Genomic DNA, 19034 nt, shown 5'->3' with positions numbered 1-19034 from the left:
AGGCCTACCTTTTCAGTTAACGACGACCTTCAGCAATAGCGGACACTGCTTGCATTTCTGCCGCCTCTTGTTCCTGCTGTTCTTGACGTTCGCGGACATCAAGAATTTGAGCATTAATCAACCCTGATTCTATTTCGCGCAGTGAAATAACAGTGACCTTATCGTTTTCTTCTTTAACTAAAGGATTTTTACCATTAATTTGTAATTGACGCGCACGACGCGCCGCCACTAAAACCAAGTCGAAACGATTACCAATTTTTTCTACTGCATCTTGAACTGTTACACGTGCCATAATATGACTCCAAAGATAAAGAAATGACCGGATATAATACTGAACCTTTACTCAGTCTGCCAATAATTTATTAATTAAAGTATTATGTCGCTGAATTTGACGTTCTAAACGTAGACGCTTAGATCGAATAATAGATTGTAAATCTCCCAATGCAGCATTGAAATCATCATTAACAATAATGTAATCATATTCGTTATAATGTTTTATTTCAGCGACCGCTTGTGCCATCCGCTGGTTAATCGTTTCTTCGCTATCTTGCCCGCGACCACGTAAACGGCGTAGTAACTCATTTTTAGAAGGCGGTAAGATAAAAATAGTGCGAGCGGAAGGCATTTTTTGGCGAATTTGCTGTGCGCCTTGCCAATCAATATCTAAAAATACATCGACACCATTATTAATAATTTCTTCAATAACTGCCCGGGAAGTTCCATAATAATTGCCGAAAACGCAGGCATATTCAAGAAAATCATTATGCTCAATCATTTGCTGAAATTTGCTTTCAGTAATGAAATAGTAATGTTCACCGTTTTTTTCACCAGGGCGTATCGCTCTAGTGGTATGCGAAATAGAAACTTGTGTGTCATATAAAGGCTGAGCTTTTAATAAAGCCTGAATAAGACTCGATTTGCCTGCACCACTTGGGGCAGACACGATATATAACGTTCCTTGGATCATGATGATTTCTTGATTAATAGGCTAATTAATTAATAAAAATTTTTTAAAAAGTACAAAAGCTCTTTAATAGTATATACATGCAATCAGTAACATACAGCTTTAGTAACATTTTTAATGAAAGATCTGAATTATTTTTGAAAATAATTACCATTTTTGCGAAGTACTTTGAGAAAAAATGATTAATAAATATCTTCATAATTATTTTCTATTTACGACTTCCCAATAATGGGAATTGTATATTGAAAGTATTTTTCGTGAATGAAATAAATAGATGATTAAAATTATGCATGGATGCTGTTTATTATGAGAATCTTTTATTTTAATTTCAGTCTACTGTCGTCAGAGCTTTTTTTTATTATTGATTTTGCTAAATATAAACTCATCAATAGCGGAAAGCATGAAATGTCCTGATTGGCCTAAATTAATTTTAAACAGGGAAATTAAAGCAGTTAATTCAAAATTAAAAAGATGGAATAAAGCATATTATATTAATGGCCAAAGCTTGGCTAATGATGAAACTTACGATCAAATTTATGCGTTATGGAAACATTGGTCAAATTGCCTTCATCAGCCGATAGATAAAACTCATTCGCTTTCTTTACCCGTTAAAGGAAGAAAAGTTCGTCCAGTTGCTCATACTGGCTTAAAAAAGATAACCGTTGATGAAGCCGCTAGATGGATAGCGGGTCGTCATGAAGTTTGGTTACAACCTAAAGTCGATGGTGTGGCTGTTACATTGGTTTATCGAAAGGGTAAATTGGCTGCATTAATTAGTCGGGGTAATGGTGTCGAAGGGATTGATTGGTCTAAAAAAGCTGATTTTCTGCCAGCAATTCCCAAAAAGATCCCAAATCATGCCTCTCAATTAATATTACAAGGTGAACTGTTTTGGTATCAGCCTGGTCACCAACAAGCCATTATGGGTGGCACCAATTCCCGCAATAAAGTTGCTGGCTGGTTAATGCGAAAGAATTTATTGGTTGAACAAGAGGAACAAATTGGAATATTTATTTGGAGTTGGCCTAATGGGCCATCGAACATGCAAACACAATTTGAACAATTAGAAAGTTGGGGTTTTCCGTTAACGAAACGCTATTCTCATTTGGTTAGTAGTGTTGATCAAATTACACAATGGCAACGCTATTATTACAATCAACCAATGCTTTTTGCAACAGATGGTATTGTATTAAAACAACTCCCCTATACTTTAGGCCAATATTGGCAAGTGGGCATAAATAACTGGTCTGTTGCCTGGAAATATCCGACACCACATAAGGCTGCTCAAGTTAAAACCGTTAAATTTAATATAAGCAGAACCGGAAAAATTAATCCTGTCATTGTTGTTTTACCCGTGGAAATTGATGGAAAACAAATCCGGCATATTAGTATGGGGTCATTAAACCGTTGGCAAGGGATGAAAATTTTGCCTGGAGATACGTTATAAATTTCATTATCTGGTCATGGGATCCCGAAATTTGACAAAATTGTTTGGCGAATTAAACAGCAGAAAATGCTGTCCGTACCAGAGCAAAAAATTATCATCCATTAAGCTGCTTCTATTATTCAATGAGATGCGAAAGTCAATTTGTTGCTCGCTTAGTTTGGTTGGCAAAACAGCTTAAGATGCAAGGGATCAATGAGAAAGGCTGGTTAGTATTAATAAGAGCTGTAAAAATAACCAATTTAATAGATTGGGCTACTTTAACCCTGGAGCAAATCAATGAAGTGGCAATGTTTAACGCCATTAAAGGAAAATCTATTTATCAACAATTTTTATCAGCTCAAAAACAGCCTTTTTCTAATTGGTTAAAAGGGCTTGGAGTTCCTCTACCAGAAAAGATTTTTAGCAAAATAACCTGTTGGGATGATTTATCATCTAAAGAGATAAATAGTGATATTTTATCTCGTAAACAACAAAAAAAGTTAGCGCAGTTTATTGAGCATAAAGATGTTAAACAGCTGGTAAAAATTTTGCGCCAAATTAATATAAATGGATTTACCAATGATAATCAGTTTAAGTAAAAAGTTACTGATTTAATTAGACATATGGAGATCTTAATCATTATGTTCATAATTGAATACTGGTAATCCTAATCGATAACGAATGGCAAGTAGACGTGCGGTTAAACCAGCGATTAAGGTGATGATAATAACCATATCTTTAGGTAGTGGAGTATGTAGTATTAATCCGATATAAAGCCATGCCGCAGCAAAGGAGATGCCAGCGTATATCTCTTTTTGGAAAACCAGCGGAATTGTATTACATAACATATCGCACAGCACGCCACCGAAAACATCCGTGACGACGGCTGCAATAGCGGCAATAATATAACTGTAATTCATATCGAGCGCTATTTGAGCGCCAATAATGGAAAAGACAATAAGACCAATCGCATCCAAAATTAAAAATAAACGTCGTAAATGTTTTATCATTGGCGCCAGCCAGATAGTAATAACTGCAGCACAAGCAACAATGACAATATATTCAGGATGTTTAACCCAACCAAGAGGATAGTGTCTTAATAAAATATCGCGTACAGAACCGCCGCCAATTGCGGTTGCTGATGCAATAATAATGACACCGAAAACATCCATCTTACGACGACCTGCAGTTAAAGCACTTGTCATAGCTTCAGCTGTAATACCAATGATATAAAGTATGCTAAGTAACATAATGATTTTTAGATACGATAACCCTTAAGGTTTAAAGTTGTATTATAAAAATAAAGTATTGACTAATATTTTTGTCATGCTCACAGAATTATATTATTTTTTATCGTTCACCATAAAAGAGTGCGGATAATAAAATGTTTTATCAAGAACAGCAGATTACTTTGGGTAAACGTAATCATCAATTGACTAATATAAACGTATGGACATCAGATAGCCAGTGGCTAGTTTTTGATGTACGGCCAACTAGTTTTTGATGTACGGCCAAATAGTGCCTCTTTTGCTGGGTTAACGATAGAAAAAATTAATATTAAAACGCAACAACAAAAACAGATCTATGGTGCGAAAAATGGCGCGTATGTTGGTGTTGTTACGGTAAGTAGTGAAAATCCACCCAGATATGCTTTTATTCATGGCCCGGAAAATCCCGATAAAAATTGGCATTACGATTTTCATCATCGTCGAGGTGAGATTGTCAACGATATGGCCCCTAATATTGCAGAAAATATTGAGGCCATGTGTATTATGCCGGCTTTTTTAGCAGGTGCATTGAGAGGAGGCACGCATGTCCATGTTTTTAGTTCAGATAATAGCAGGCTGAGTTTTACCTATAATGATCACGTGATGCATGAGTGTGATCCGGCGCTTGATTTGCGTAATGTTGCAATTGCCATCCCTTATCATGTTATTAATGTAGGCATTTCGGGTCAGAAAAAACATCACCGTGAATATAATGGCCATTATTATTGTGTTGTGATTAGTGAAACAACGCTTGTACCAACACCAGGTAGTAATGAAATCAGCCGTGCTTATGAAGAGGGTTGGATAGGTCGAAATGGGTATGAGAGAGCGAATGGTGAAAAGCAACGTTGGGCGATTGCATTTATAGGTGATACCTGTTCCCTAGATGGAAAAATAGTGGCCGAAATTTTTATTGTCGATTTGCCCGAAGCTGCTGAAAAGTATGCCATTGCAGGAGTTAATCCAATACAGGGTACGGAAACCGCTATGCCCTCACCACCAAAAGGGATTAAACAACGCCGCTTAACCTATACCCATGAACGCAAATACCCGGGGGTGGTTAATCAACCGCGCCATTGGCTGCGATCTTCGCCTGATGGCAGTAAAATTGGTTTTTTAATGAAAGATGATAAGGGGATTGTTCAGTTTTGGTTAGTTTCTCCGGTTCGTGGGGTAATGCAACAAATTAGCAAGTCTGCATGGCATATTCAGTCAGCGTTTAGCTGGGATAGCCAAGGTCGGTATGTGGCGTTTATTTGTGATAATAGCGTGATGTTATGTGAAATTCCTTGCGGCAAACTGATTCGTTTGACTGATCGCAGTGATTTGCCGCCATTAGGTGATGCAGTGGTTATTTCCCCGGATGACAGCTATGTTGCTTATCTGCGTAATATTGCTGGCTATCAGCAAATTTTTATTGTGGCGACTGGGATTGTTTGATTTATATAGATGCAATTTTAAGTTTCAATTGAATAATATTTTACTGTTTAATGACCGATTCGTTTTATAGCAAAATAGTGCATTGGATTGGGGTATCCCGCTTTCTTAATTTTTAGTCTGCTGGCTGATATATTGAGAGTGTTTGTCAATAAACACAAATGCTGATCAAAGCAGGTAATTTCTTTATTTGCTATAAAGATTATAGTTTTATATTATACCCCAATACCATCCAACGTTATTCATATCAAAAATGATAAGTTGCGCTTAACATAATATCATGGGTTTTAACCTTGGTCTTTGAGTAATTTTGTATACCAGAATTTGAGGTATTACTATACACTTCAGCCTGGCCGGCATCTAGATATTTGTAACTAAGATCAAATGAAAAATCTGATTAACCCTGTACTTAATCCCTGCGCCAGCACTTCAGGCGAAGTTGTTGGTGGCATGAGAGCGTTTCCACAAGATACCTTGTATCGTCTTGAGTCGAATGTGTGGGGATGTTTTTTGACTTATATAAGCATAACCCAGACCGGCAGAGAGATAGGGAGTTAAATCAGATGAATTTTTAAAGTCATAATAAGCGTTAAACATTAATGTATTTAAATCTATTTGATTGTTAATTGTAATTTTAGTGGAATTAGGAGAGCTTCTATCAACTTTTGAATAACTATATTTAGTGTTTTTTCGACTAGTAAAATCTAGTTCGGTTCTGATCGGAAGATTAAAGTTGTCATAAAAATCATAACCTAAAGCAAGGCCGATACCAAATACTGCAGTTCTATGAGTTTCTCCTTCTATTCTATCCCTAATTTTAGTCGCGAAACTGCTAAATGGGTAAAATTGTCCAGACATTTGCATAATCGATGCCCCCATTTTACCTGTTACGTACATACCAGATTTGCTTTCATTTGCTAACAACGTTGAAGGAATTAAACTGGTAGTTAATAATACTAATAGTGTTTTTCTCATACTTTATTTCTCTAATATTAATAAAATTAAAAAGATTGTATTTATATGGTAGGCATAATTTATATATTAGATGAATTATGAAAATAAGCAGAAAAATTGACAGTAATATAATGATATTTTTTTAATATAATTAATTTAATAAAATAAATTTGAGTTATGATTATTGAATACAATAATCGATATCATATATTTATAAACAATATCAAAGCATTACTGCAATTAATCACCGAATTGATTGAAAAATAGACGGCAAATGATGTTATTCAGGTGGCTTATTTGCTGGTGGTTTGATAAGTGATATCTGTAGTTTGATAGTTTTTCCAATCTTGAACACGTTTTTTGGGCGACGGTTGCGATGCAATATCATATCTGCCTGGAAATAATCATAGGGTAGTAAAACAGTGTCGAGCAGTGCAGAAAAAGGTAAGTCAATCATGGCAAGGGGTTTTATCACCCAGCCGGTATCGCTATCTTTTAGTATTCGGGTATCAGCTTTGGGCCTGAATAGTAACTTTGATGGGGACCGACATGGGTCATAATACTTGAACAGCCACATAACAATATCAGGCAGCCAACCATATTTAAACTAATGCTACAAATAACGAGGATTAATCGTTTCATTAAGGGTATAAGCCTAGCTTCTCCAAGCGAGTATGAATTTTAATGATAAACATTAATGTTAAAAATACCAGTCTATTAATAGAAATAAAATTTTTTAACAATTATTTTCTGTCGTATGTCCTAAATATGGCACAATTAATGGAAAATTGGTCGCATAAAATTCTTATTTACTGTTGGAATGAGCTATTTGTTTAAATAGAATTATTGATTAACGATTTCTTTATTTCTACGGGGTTAGTTCAACCTCTTTTTTAAAGCATTTCTCCAGGTTTGAACATGAGATAGCAACCGTATCAAGTCAATAGTCAACTTTAATACCTTTTATTCTGTCAATTGTTATAGCTGTATTATTCGTAAAGTGATTAGGTTTTATAGTTTTCATTAAATTAACAAGCAATAGTTTGGTATAGTGGTGAAAATATCGCTTTATTGCTTAATTAAAAGAATACTTAATATGTTGTAATAATTGCGGTGTTAAAGAGCTCGGGATATAGATCATTTCATTAGCAATATGTTTGAATATGATCCCGTTAATTTTACAATTCAAAGTCCTCGTTATTATTTTATCACCTCTTATCTTGTATATGATAAGAGGTTTTTTTATGTATATAGAATTTTATTACTCAATATATTTAATAAAGTTTATTGAATTTATGCTATTGATAGGCAATTTCAATTTCATCAGCTAAAATCGCAATCCCTTGTCCAATTTTTTCTAGTGGTAGAATATAGTTCATTCGCATACATTGATGCGAATGAGGTCAGTGTTCATTAAGTCCCGGGAAAAAATAATCGCCGGGCACCATTAATACACCGCGTTTTTTAAGACGTGTGTAAAGTGTTTGACTGTCAATTGGTAAATCTTTAAACTAAAGCCATAGAAATATCGCGCCTTCTGGTTTATGGATCAGGCAGCCGCTTTCTGGTATATAACGGCGAATAATTTTTTACCGTTTCAGTAACGCGTTGTTGATAAAAAGGTTTTATTACTGTTTGTGAAAGTTTGAATAGATCATTACGTTTAAGGATCGCTAACATTAATGTTGGGCCTATACTATCTGGGGATAAGCTAATGATGCCATTCATGTTACTGATCGCGTTGATAATCGATTCGTTGGCAATAATAATACCGCAGCGATAGCCAGGTAATCCTAATTTGGATAGGCTCATAGATAAGAATAATATTTTCATTCCAGATAGGTGTTGCTTGATTAAAAAATAATACCTGGAAAGGGAATACCATAAACACTGTCAATCAAAAGCGGAATAGCATGCTGTTTGGCTAAAGCATCTAATTGCATAATTTCTTAATTGGTAATGACATTTCCAGTCGGATTGGTGGGTCTGGAAACGCAAATTACACCGATATCATCGGTTATTTTTAACGATTCAAAATTAATCCGATATTTAAATTGACCATTAGGCAAGATGTCAATTTGCGGTTTATTAGCAACAAAAATATCGTCATCAAGCCCAGTATCGGCATAACCAACATATTCTGGTGTTAAAGGAAAAAGAACTTTACGTTTTATTCCTTGTTCACAACAGCTTGCGAGGATATTAAATAGATAAAAAAAAGCGCTCTGACTGCCATTAGTCAATGCGATATTTTTAGCACTAATATTCCAGCCTACTTGCTCATTTAACGTATATGCTAATGCTTCCAGTAAGGCATCTTTTCCTTGTGGGCCATCGTAGTTGCATAATGCTTCATTGAGCTGACCATTTTTAGCCATTTCTATCAATAATTGCTGAAAATATTGATCCATTTCAGGAATGTGTGCTGGATTACCGCCACCGAGCATAATAACGTCAGGTTTGCGTAAACCTTCATTTAGATCTTTCATTAACAGAGAGATATTGGATGAACTGGAAAATTTTTTACCAAATTGTGAATGTATCATATTTTTCTTTATCAGCTTTGCAGGTGACTATTAAATAAATGGCAACAATATTCTGCTATTATCGCTAGAATAATGGCTGGATTAGCAAATTAGTTAGACGATATTATAATTCTTTTATATTTTTGTGATTATAAATTTATCATAATGATATTTTTATTACTCGTTTTTTTCTGTCGACAAATACAATCGCTCAAATGGTCATTTACCATACCGATTGCTTGCATAAAGGCGTAACAGATGGTGCTACCAACAAATTTAAAGCCACTTTTTTTAAAGCAACCGAAAGATGATCAGAAATATTGGTATGAGTAGGTATTTCACTCTGATGTTGCCAATGGTTGATTTGTGTTTTTCCATCGACAAATTGCCAGAGAAATTGGCTAAAATCTTCACCTGATTGGATCATGGCTAAGTAAGCTTGAGCATTGGTAATGATAGCATTAATTTTCAGGCGATTACGCGCAATACGGGGTTCTTGCATTAAACGATCAACATCTTGTTGCGTCATTTTGGCAATTTTAGTTGGATTAAAATGGTAGAAACAGCCACGATAGCTAACACGTTTTTTCAAAATAGTATACCAAGAGAGACCGGCTTGTTGACCTTCAAGACAAAGCATTTCGAATAATTTCTGACTATTTTTTTCTGCTTTTCCCCACTCTTGATCATGATAGGCAATATATTCCTCATCGCTAGTGACCCAATGGCAACGTCGTGGCGTCATTTTTTCATTACTCCTATTGTGAGCTATCGGTCTATTATCGGATATTAATAAATTGATGATAGGGATTTTAATCAGTATTGCTATTACTTGCCAGGACAATAATATCGATAAATTTTCTTCAAAATAGACGCTAATATTAAATAGGCAATGCATTTTGATTGCTAAAAAAAGATACTTTAATTAATTAAAAAAAAAGAGGAAAATTATAATTTATGCTAGGTTTTATAAATTTGGCAATAAATTATTCAAACGAGTCTATTAATGCCTTTTTATTATGATTATTTTTATTTTATTCGTTATTAAAAGAGAATTGTTTTTGTAACTTGAGTGTTAAAGTTAATCTTGAATTAGTTAGTTATCTTTTTCATAAAGACATATTTTAATATAAGAAATCAATAAATTTAATTTATTAACAAAAGGTTATAAAAATATATTACTTTGGGAATTATTAATCAATGATTTTTAATCAAGATTATTTAATTTATTTTTAGCTATTTTAGTTTTTAATAAACGTAATTTGAGCCTGTTTTGCTAAAAACATTTTTTTAAATTGCCATTCAATAACTGCCATTGCTCCTTGTGCTTGCAGTTTATTTTTAACAGTAAGCCAAAAATTAGCATTGTCGGTATAAATAATAATTTTATGGGCGTTGGCGAGTGCATAATAATAAACAGGAGATGCTTGTTCAGCTGTGGTAGGAAAAAATGTCGAATATTGCCATTTCTGGCTACTATTAGAAGACGCCTTGAGCTGCTGAATATGACTAATGTTTAACAGGGCTGAATGGTTAAACTCACGATTTTTTTTGTCAAGCTGAATCAATGTTGATTGTGGCTGTGAAGTGCAGCTGGTTAGAGTTAATAATGTCAGCATTAAAAATAATATTTTCATGTTAATTACATCTGTTTTTGCAACTTTAATTTAACGGATTGTTTCATATTGAATCGTTTTACTGCAATATTTTATTCGACGCTAATGAACAAAAATTTGTTATATCAAAAAGTTATATTGATTATTTTAATAGAAAATAAATGAGTAAATATCATATCTTATTATGATAATATTTGAAAGTGAGTGTTTTTTGAAAAATGAGTTAGTTAAGCTGAACGAGCCATTATTGAGTATTAATAACAATAAGACATAGTGTGAATTTATTAGCAATAAAGCCAAATAAACATTAACTTTTAGGCTCCTTTCGATGCCAGGAAATACTAAATAATTAACGACTCAGCCAGAGTATAATAATTGGCTATATTGGCGGTTTTTATTATTCCATGCAGTAAGTATTAAAAGTTGCAAAGCTGTAATTTGGATGTGATTTTCAAATTAACCAACTGATAAAATTAATTTTTTACTTAAAAACAGTGTTTCTTATATTAATATCAATCTTATTACATTATCTTGTTGATATGTATTAGAGTTTTTCATGATTAAAAATTATCTAACTAAAAAAACTTCACAATATTATCAATAAGGAAATGGCTCTGCTTGATTCTAATAAAAGCGGGAATGAGGATATAAGAAATGCTAAACAATTTTATGATCCTATGAAGTAAGTCAACAGATATTATATTCTACAATAGCGAATAATAACCTTTGTTTACAGTTTAAAAATGGTGAAATAGTTTATTCGTTTTGGACGTTATGATGAACTTAATCAATTAACGTCTGAATAATGCCAGTCATAAAATTGCCGGCAATGATACAAATTTTATGCATTTTGTGGGAAATTTCACCGTGTTCCCTGGTGAAACCGTCATATCTTATAGTAGTAAAGACTATTTTTATTATATTTGTATCAATACTAATGATTTAGAGCCAAATTTTGTTATTAAAATTGCAATGAAATTGTAGCGGACATGACATGATTTTATTTTATAAATAACCTTGCGCTGTCATATGAATATGGCAGAAAAAGTATTGCAGTAAGCCAAATTGAAAATATCTTTTTTGCTGATAACCTTTGAATTAATTTTCAATGTTAGTTATTAACTAGTGATGGGGCTAATCAATCAGCTAACTTAAAATTACTAAAGATTTATTAGGCTGTTTTCATGTAAAATAACATCAATGTGTAATCAGTGCTTCATATCTGTTCGCCAAAGGGTATACTGAACCACTTTTTTAAATCACAATCTATCTATCGCGCGAATCTAACATGCAAAAGTTTGATACCAAAACCTTTCAGGGATTGATCCTGACATTACAGGATTACTGGGCGCGTCAAGGCTGCACCATTGTTCAACCATTGGATATGGAGGTTGGTGCAGGGACGTCCCATCCGATGACTTGCTTGCGGGCACTAGGCCCGGAGCCAATCGCTGTTGCTTATGTGCAACCATCTCGTCGGCCAACTGATGGACGTTATGGTGAAAATCCTAATCGTCTTCAGCACTATTATCAATTTCAAGTCATTATTAAGCCTTCACCGGATAATATTCAAGAGTTATATCTTGGTTCATTAAAAGCCTTAGGGGTAGATCCCACTGTTCATGATATCCGTTTTGTTGAAGATAACTGGGAAAATCCAACTTTGGGAGCCTGGGGACTTGGTTGGGAGGTTTGGCTAAATGGGATGGAAGTCACCCAGTTTACCTATTTTCAGCAACTCGGAGGCTTGGAGTGTAAACCGGTTACCGGCGAGATCACCTACGGCCTTGAGCGCTTGGCTATGTATATTCAAGCGGTTGACAGTGTGTATGAGCTAGTCTGGTCTGATGGTCCGTTAGGCAAAACAACCTATGGTGATATTTATCATCAAAATGAAGTTGAGCAGTCGGCTTATAATTTTGAGTATGCTAATGTTGATTTTCTCTTCAAATGTTTTGAAGAATATGAAAAAGAAGCACAATATTTATTGTCACTAGAAACGCCACTGCCTTTACCCGCTTATGAACGAATTTTAAAAGCTGCCCATACTTTTAATTTATTGGATGCATGTAAAGCTATTTCAGTCACTGAACGGCAGCGTTATATTTTACGTATTCGTACCTTAACCAAAGGGGTTGCAGCAGCTTATTATGCTGCTCGTGAAGAATTAGGTTTTCCAATCTGTAAAAATAAGAATTAAGAGGCTGTCATTATGCAACAGACTTTCCTGGTGGAAATCGGCACAGAAGAGTTACCGCCGAAGGCTCTTCGTTCATTAGCTGGATCATTTGCGGCAAATTTTAAACGTCAATTAGAACAGGCTGAACTGCAATATGGTGAAGTGCTTTGGTATGCCTCTCCCCGTCGTTTAGCATTAAAAATCACCGATTTGGCCGCACATCAGTCTGATCGTGAAATTGAGAAGCGCGGCCCGGCAATTAGTCAGGCTTTTGATGCGACAGGTAAAGCGACGAAGGCCGCTGAAGGTTGGGCTCGTGGCTGTGGCATCACCGTTGAGCAGACAGGACGTTTGGTCACCGATAAGGGGGAGTGGTTATTTTATCGTGCGATCAGTAAAGGCCGTGCCGCAAAAGAGTTGCTTGTTGATATGGTAGCGAATGCATTGAATCAGTTACCGATCCCAAAACTGATGCGCTGGGGAGACAAGGCAACACAATTTGTCCGGCCTGTTCATACCTTAATCATGTTATTGGGTGATCAGCTGCTCGAAGGTGAAGTATTGGGTATTCAGAGCGATCGCGTGATCCGTGGCCATCGATTTATGGGAGAAGCTGAACTAACTATTGACTCAGCGGAACAATACCCTGCGATCTTACGTGAACGTGGTAAAGTTATTGCTGATTATGAAGAGCGTAAGTCCTTAATCAAGCATGAGGCGAATAAGGTAGCACAGCAATTAGGCGGTACTGTTGAATTGTCCGATAGTTTACTCGAAGAAGTAACATCATTGGTTGAGTGGCCGGTAGTATTAACCGCAAAATTTGAGCAGAAATTTTTGTCTGTACCAGCGGAAGCGTTAGTTCATACCATGAAAGGCGATCAAAAATACTTCCCGGTTTATGATCAGATTGGTAATTTGATGGCTAATTTTATTTTTGTTGCCAATATTGAATCTTCTGAGCCACAGCAAATCATTGCTGGTAATGAAAAGGTGATCCGTCCACGTTTGGCAGATGCTGAATTTTTCTTTAAAACCGATTGTAAAAAGCGTTTAGAAGAATATTTACCCCGACTGGAAACAGTTTTATTCCAAAAACAGCTTGGTACATTGCGTGATAAAACCGATCGTTTAGAAGTGTTAGCCGGTTGGATCGCAGCTAAAATTGGTGCCGATGTTAATCATGCTACTCGTGCCGGTCTGTTATCCAAATGTGATTTGATGACCAATATGGTGTTCGAATTTACCGACACACAAGGTGTTATGGGGATGTATTACGCCCGTCGAGATGGTGAAGCGGAAGATGTGGCGGTGGCAATCAAGGAGCAGTATCAACCCCGTTTTGCTGGTGATCAGTTACCTTCTAATCATATCGCGGTTGCGTTGGCGCTGGCCGATAAAATGGACACTCTGGTAGGTATTTTTGGTATTGGCCAACCGCCTAAGGGCGATAAAGATCCCTTTGCCTTACGTCGTGCGGCCCTTGGTGTGTTACGTATTATTGTTGAAAAGGGTTACGATCTGGATTTATTAGCATTAACACAGCAGACGGCCCAGTTGTATGCTAATAAGCTAACCAATAAAAATGTTGTCGATGATGTTGTTGAGTTTATGCTGGGGCGTTTTCGTGTCTGGTATCAAGAGCAAGGTTACCGCATTGATACTATCCAGGCTGTTTTAGCTCGTCGGCCAACTAAACCGGCAGATTTTGATGCTCGTGTGAAAGCCGTTACCCATTTTCGGATTTTGCCAGCGGCAGAAGCATTGGCGGCGGCTAATAAACGGGTTGCCAATATTCTGAATAAGTCAGATGAAAAATTGAATGACAATGTTGCCGCAACAGTGTTAAAAGCGCCCGAAGAGGTCACCCTAGCGGCTCATCTGGTTGTTTTACAAGATAAACTGGCACCATTATTGGCTGACGGACAATATCAAAGCGCATTAACTGAATTAGCTTCACTGCGTGAGGTTATCGATGCTTTCTTTGATAATGTAATGGTGATGGATAGCGATCAAATAGTCAGGATCAATCGTCTGACCTTGCTAAGTCAGTTGCGTGATTTATTTTTACAGGTAGCTGATATCTCTTTATTGCAATAATCTATTCAGCGATTAAAAATCCCTTGAATTAATCTTCAAGGGATTTTATTTATAATTAATTATTTTTATTTCTGCTATTATCTATATTGGGACCTGTTATTGTAGGTAATCACCAGTAACCATACTTGCTATGATTACTGATTTGGTGCAATTTATTGTGCGGTGAAAACTTGTTCCCAAGCAGCAGGAAGTTGGCTTGTGTTGTCTTTAATGATATTTAAAGTACCATATTAATAGCGTGTTGCCTTACCAATTGGGAAAACTGTTGGCTTATCATTTTCTTGAGCGCCAATAGCGATTTGTCCCTCATCAACAAAGCTAGCTTTATTAATTAAAGAGATATCTAATTTAGCCGCAGCATCGCGATTAGAGTTATCAATATTGTTGCTATCATATGCAGTTATCGTTCCCTCCTCATTATTTTTAAATTGGCTATTTACCAACTGATATTTTTTGGTTTTTAGCGATCAATTGATCATTATTTTCAATAGCTGTATCTAGTGCGGTTATTTTAACAGAGTCATCACCTTGAGTAGTTTTATTATTTATGAGGCGTGAATATAATAAGTGGTAATCTTGATTGTTAGCGACTATCTTGTCTTTATTGATAATTACGGAATCTTGGCCATTGATGGCTAAAGACCCTTTACTTTTAATTACGCCAAAATTTGCAAAATTAGTGTTAATAAATGTGTAATTTTGGTTATTTGCAATTAATTCCTTTTGGTTAAAAATATTGCCATTTATACTAGAAATATTCATAATTCCACTACTATTAATAACACCGTGATTATCTAATTTACCAGAATTAATATGAAGATAACTATCTTTGGCATTATTAAGCTATTGCTGAATATATAAATTAAAAAATATAGTGGCATTTTTATTGTCGAATTTTATTTTTTTAATAACATGATATTATATAATAATGTAATTAAATGTATCATAATAGATGATTATATTGTAATTTTGCTTGACGAATAATTAAATTTTTATTTAAGATGAAAACGCTTTAGTCTAAGTGTTAATTTATTAATTACAGGGAAGTATTATATGAAAAAAAATTGAGTTTTATCCCTTTAAGTATCGCTTGCATCCTTTCTTCTTTCCATGTTACTGCCAGTGAAAATATAATTGTTGATAATCAGCGAAAAACCGATTTAAAGGTTGGACAAAAATATGGTGGTGAATATATTGATATTGAAAAACCGAATGAAAAAGGTATTTCCCATAATTATTTTGAAAAATTTAATGTTGCTGAAGAAGGGATAATAATAAATAACATAGATCCTGTCAAAGGACACATTTCTGAAGTTAAAATCAATTTCCGAGACAAAAATATTACGCTTTCTATCGGCATAGGTGAGCAACACGCCAAAATCATTATTAATGAAGTTACTTCTCCAAATCCAAGTTTGCTTAAGGGGAATTTATTCGTTATGGGTGGTGTTGAACATTTAATGTTGGTAAATCCATACGGTATTGTATGTGATGGTTGTTCAGTTACTAATGCATCTGAATTCACTCTGCAATCAAGAAATAAAGCGGATCTAGTGGGTAGGGGAGCAGCAACGGATCGTATTTATAGAGATGATTATTTGGATGATCGGATTGAAATTAAAAATGCTACCCAGCCAATGAATATGTATGGGCCAATCACATTAGATGCTTATAGCGTAGATATAGGCGATCATAATGGGCAATATGGGGATAATAAAGCGATTCTAGCTAAGAAGGTGACTATAAATAGTGATTATTTATCTATCTATAACAATGTAGTACTCAATTTTGATCAATTAAATCTGAATATTACTGGTAATGTTTTTAACTAAGGCAAATTAAATGCCAATAGTGTGAATATAGATGTGAAAGAAGATTTTTTAAATTATCCAGGTGCTGAATTTAACCTTGTTGGCAAAATGAGGAGTTAAGTCAATCGAATTTCAAGGCAAGAGAATTAGCCTTTGATGATGCATCTTTGAATGTAAATAACGCTGATATGACGCTTGTTGTTGATAAATTTAACAGTGTTAATAGTGAGATAAGGTTTAAAGATTCTAATGTTATTATCAGTACTGACCACTTTGTAAATAAACTCACTTTTCCAGATAATGAGAAATTTTCAGAAATAGGTGGTTTTATTTACCTTGCTAATTCTATCTACTGGAGAAAGAATAACAATGTTGTTGCTGATGGTAGTATTGCTCACCTGCTTACTGCCTATTGATGCATTCATTAGACGTTCTGGGATAATTTTTGAGTAATTGTGGAGTGATACAGAAAGCAAAAAAACTAATATATAATACTATTGATAAAAATGGAGTAGTAACGATAGGATTTAATGGAGTACCTGATACATATAGAAGTAGCATAGCTGCTAATCAGGGTTTAAAAATTGATACTCAGCAATTAAAAGCCTAGCATTATTGATGAAAATAAAAATATTAAACCTGTTATTCGTGTAGCGGGAATTACTCAACTTTAATCGTGTTGAAACCTGAAAATTTATTAATAGTAATAAAGTTGACTTTAATTGAAAGATGTAAATAAAAAAATAAATTAGTTGTTTACCAATAAATAATTTATTAGTAATAGCGCCAACTAAAGATAGGCGCTATTTTTTTATTTAGCAATTAACGGGATGAATGATAAACTTAACTGTTAAACTAATTGAAATTTTCTTAATATCTAAAGTGAAAATTTGATGGACAGTTTTTGTTGTTGAAATTTATTTTTGTAATATAATAAAATAATTAACAACTTTATTGATTGTAATCGTAGTTAATTATTAATATGTTTTATATTATTTAAAGTGATAATATCAGTAATCTGTATTAAACAACTATTTTTGACCATAATGTAGTTAATAAAATTCGATAGATATCAAATAATCTGTCAAAAAACGTAGTGGTGAACTTTAAGCTTAACATGGTAATCTTAGAGATCTAAAAACAATCCCAAATATTATGAGATTTAACCAGAGATTGGCTGTCTAAGCCCTGAGGTGGTACTTTCCGTTAAAAATAAATGTGGCATTTGACGGTTAAATCCAACAATTAACAACAAGAGGTTTGCATGCAGGGCATAAAAATTCGGTATTTTATTGGTGGCGCACTAATGGCTTTGTCCAGCCAACTGCCGGCAGAAACTTTGCAACCTGATCCTGCCTGGCAGCAGGGCAAATTAGATAATGGTTTTTCCTGGCAACTATTGCAAACTCCACAGCGGCCGAATGATAGGATCCAATTGCGGTTAGTTGTCAAAACGGGTTCAATGGTAGAAACAGCAAGTCAGAGAGGGTTTACCTATTTGATTCCCAAAATGGCACTGTTTCACAGCAAAACCTTAAGCAGTTCGCAATTACAACAGTTATGGCACAATGCGATTGATCCAGCAGCACCGATCCCTCCGGCGATTGTCTCTTATGACGTAACTCTTTATAACCTAAGCTTACCTAACAATCGACCTGAGTTACTGAAAGAGGCACTGCAATGGTTGGCAGGCTCGGCAGCGGGTAGCCAATTTGATAAAAAATCATTAATGATGGTAACGTCGTTACCAAAGCGTATGGTAGTAACACATCCAGCTAATGTAAAAGATCCTTTATGGCGAGCGAGAATAAAAGGATCAACCTTAATTGGTCATGAACCGGGAGTGATGCCAGTTACACCGGTTAAGTTAGAAGAAATTAACAAATTTGCTCAACAATGGTATACACCTGACATAATGACGCTTTATGTCGCTGGCCATGTTGATAACCGTTCATTGACCGAAAATATTAATCAGATTTTTTCAGCACTTAGTGGAAAACGTTCTATGCCGGTTACTGTGTCGGCGCTACCAGTTCTTCCACCACAAATAATTAATTTAACCAGCTTGGATCCAGCAAAAGATTTTTTATCGTTGACTTGGGATTTTGGTTGGCGAACGATTAACGATTCTGAAATGTTAAAGCGTTATTGGCTTGATGATTTAGCCAGAGAGGCTATTTTTCGTTCAATTAAACAGTCTTTTGACAAAAAATATGGCAAACTTGTTGGATTGAATATGGATTGCCGTATTCAATATCAGCGAGCGAGCTGTGCATTATTAGTATCGGCTGCGCCTGAAAAAGTGAAGAGTGTAACCGAAAGCTTGTTAGCAGAGTTATCTGCTATTAACAATAAAGGTATTTCTCAGGCCATATTTGAGCAAATAGTACAAGAAAAACAGCAGCAATTAGATCAGCTGTTTGCGGCTTATGCCAGAGTAAGTACTGATATATTAATTAATCAGCGGCTGATTTCACAACAAAATGGTGTCATAGATATTGCCCCGGAACAGTTTCAACGTTTAAGGCAAGCTTTCCTGGCAAAATTAACATTAGCTGTAATGACTGAAGATGCTAAACGGTTGGTTGCGCAAGAGCCTACCTTTATTTTATCTCAACCAGTGGATAAAAGGCGATTAGATATTGAACAGCTTAGAAATAAGTTTAAACAGGCTCTTTGGTCAGCAGTGGCTGCGTCCGCAACGGAACAGGAAGTAAATGACAGCTCACCTGTTACCAGCTTTAATTAATCATG

At 35.1% G+C, this 19034-nt stretch carries 16 protein-coding genes and 3 pseudogenes; 9 read left to right on the top strand and 10 right to left on the bottom strand.

The annotated features are described in order from the left end of the window. Positions 1–16 precede the first annotated feature (16 nt). Entirely contained in the window at positions 17–292 is a 276-nt protein-coding gene (rpoZ, locus tag AC01GB_RS04170; protein ID WP_032116050.1) for a DNA-directed RNA polymerase subunit omega, read from the bottom strand. A gap of 51 nt (positions 293–343) precedes the next feature. After that, entirely contained in the window at positions 344–967 is a 624-nt protein-coding gene (gmk, locus tag AC01GB_RS04165) for a guanylate kinase (protein WP_474450657.1), read from the bottom strand. Between the two features lie 397 nt (positions 968–1364). On the opposite strand from gmk, the gene AC01GB_RS04160 reads away from it, so the two are divergent. Then, a complete protein-coding gene (locus AC01GB_RS04160) occupies positions 1365–2411 on the top strand; it encodes a hypothetical protein (RefSeq protein WP_474450655.1) in 1047 nt (348 codons plus the stop codon). Positions 2412–2572: 161 nt separating this feature from the next. After that, positions 2573–2989, top strand: coding sequence for a hypothetical protein (locus AC01GB_RS04155; RefSeq protein ID WP_474450653.1), 417 nt, complete (start codon positions 2573–2575; stop codon positions 2987–2989). A 33-nt stretch (positions 2990–3022) separates the two neighbouring features. Here the strand turns inward: AC01GB_RS04155 and AC01GB_RS04150 are convergent, their stop codons facing one another. Further along, a complete protein-coding gene (locus tag AC01GB_RS04150; RefSeq protein ID WP_474450651.1) occupies positions 3023–3640 on the bottom strand; it encodes a trimeric intracellular cation channel family protein in 618 nt (205 codons plus the stop codon). Between the two features lie 134 nt (positions 3641–3774). On the opposite strand from AC01GB_RS04150, the pseudogene AC01GB_RS04145 reads away from it, so the two are divergent. After that, positions 3775–5098 (top strand): annotated as a pseudogene (locus tag AC01GB_RS04145) (YidR family protein). Positions 5099–5524: 426 nt separating this feature from the next. On the opposite strand, the gene AC01GB_RS04140 reads toward AC01GB_RS04145, so the two are convergent. The 5 genes and pseudogenes from AC01GB_RS04140 to AC01GB_RS04120 all read right to left on the bottom strand — a co-directional run bounded on the left by AC01GB_RS04140 (position 5525) and on the right by AC01GB_RS04120 (position 10211). Beyond that, positions 5525–6070, bottom strand: a complete 546-nt coding sequence (locus tag AC01GB_RS04140; RefSeq protein ID WP_474450648.1) for an outer membrane protein — start codon at positions 6068–6070, stop codon at positions 5525–5527. A 259-nt stretch (positions 6071–6329) separates the two neighbouring features. Beyond that, a complete protein-coding gene (locus tag AC01GB_RS04135; protein WP_474450645.1) occupies positions 6330–6626 on the bottom strand; it encodes a YceK/YidQ family lipoprotein in 297 nt (98 codons plus the stop codon). Between the two features lie 721 nt (positions 6627–7347). Further along, positions 7348–8595 (bottom strand): annotated as a pseudogene (locus AC01GB_RS04130) (valine--pyruvate transaminase). 128 nt (positions 8596–8723) lie between these two features. Beyond that, positions 8724–9319 (bottom strand): annotated as a pseudogene (locus AC01GB_RS04125) (DNA-3-methyladenine glycosylase I). Between the two features lie 496 nt (positions 9320–9815). After that, positions 9816–10211, bottom strand: a complete 396-nt coding sequence (locus AC01GB_RS04120; protein WP_474450642.1) for a hypothetical protein — start codon at positions 10209–10211, stop codon at positions 9816–9818. Positions 10212–11478: 1267 nt separating this feature from the next. On the opposite strand from AC01GB_RS04120, the gene glyQ reads away from it, so the two are divergent. After that, complete coding sequence (gene glyQ / locus AC01GB_RS04115) at positions 11479–12390, top strand: glycine--tRNA ligase subunit alpha (protein WP_474450640.1); 912 nt, start codon at positions 11479–11481, stop codon at positions 12388–12390. 9 nt (positions 12391–12399) lie between these two features. Beyond that, a complete protein-coding gene (gene glyS, locus AC01GB_RS04110; protein ID WP_474452321.1) occupies positions 12400–14469 on the top strand; it encodes a glycine--tRNA ligase subunit beta in 2070 nt (689 codons plus the stop codon). A gap of 230 nt (positions 14470–14699) precedes the next feature. Here the strand turns inward: glyS and AC01GB_RS04105 are convergent, their stop codons facing one another. Together AC01GB_RS04105 and AC01GB_RS04100 are read right to left on the bottom strand one after the other, a co-directional pair. Further along, positions 14700–14912: a hypothetical protein gene (locus AC01GB_RS04105; protein WP_474450638.1), complete on the bottom strand. Its 213-nt coding sequence runs from the start codon at positions 14910–14912 to the stop codon at positions 14700–14702. Then, positions 14902–15231, bottom strand: coding sequence for a hypothetical protein (locus AC01GB_RS04100; protein WP_474450635.1), 330 nt, complete (start codon positions 15229–15231; stop codon positions 14902–14904). Before AC01GB_RS04100 ends, AC01GB_RS04105 begins: the two co-directional genes overlap by 11 nt. A gap of 302 nt (positions 15232–15533) precedes the next feature. On the opposite strand from AC01GB_RS04100, the gene AC01GB_RS04095 reads away from it, so the two are divergent. From AC01GB_RS04095 to AC01GB_RS04080, 4 genes are all read left to right on the top strand, one after another. Further along, on the top strand, positions 15534–16301 hold the full coding sequence (locus AC01GB_RS04095; RefSeq protein WP_474450633.1) for a two-partner secretion domain-containing protein: 768 nt from the start codon (positions 15534–15536) through the stop codon (positions 16299–16301). Positions 16302–16447: 146 nt separating this feature from the next. Continuing rightward, positions 16448–16696, top strand: coding sequence for a hypothetical protein (locus AC01GB_RS04090; protein WP_474450631.1), 249 nt, complete (start codon positions 16448–16450; stop codon positions 16694–16696). Positions 16697–16725: 29 nt separating this feature from the next. After that, a complete protein-coding gene (locus AC01GB_RS04085) occupies positions 16726–16890 on the top strand; it encodes a hypothetical protein (protein WP_474450629.1) in 165 nt (54 codons plus the stop codon). A gap of 654 nt (positions 16891–17544) precedes the next feature. Beyond that, positions 17545–19029, top strand: a complete 1485-nt coding sequence (locus AC01GB_RS04080; protein WP_474450627.1) for an insulinase family protein — start codon at positions 17545–17547, stop codon at positions 19027–19029. Positions 19030–19034 lie beyond the last annotated feature (5 nt).

Source organism: Candidatus Arsenophonus phytopathogenicus, assembly GCF_056113345.1.
This window is presented reverse-complemented; position numbering and strand designations above follow the sequence as displayed.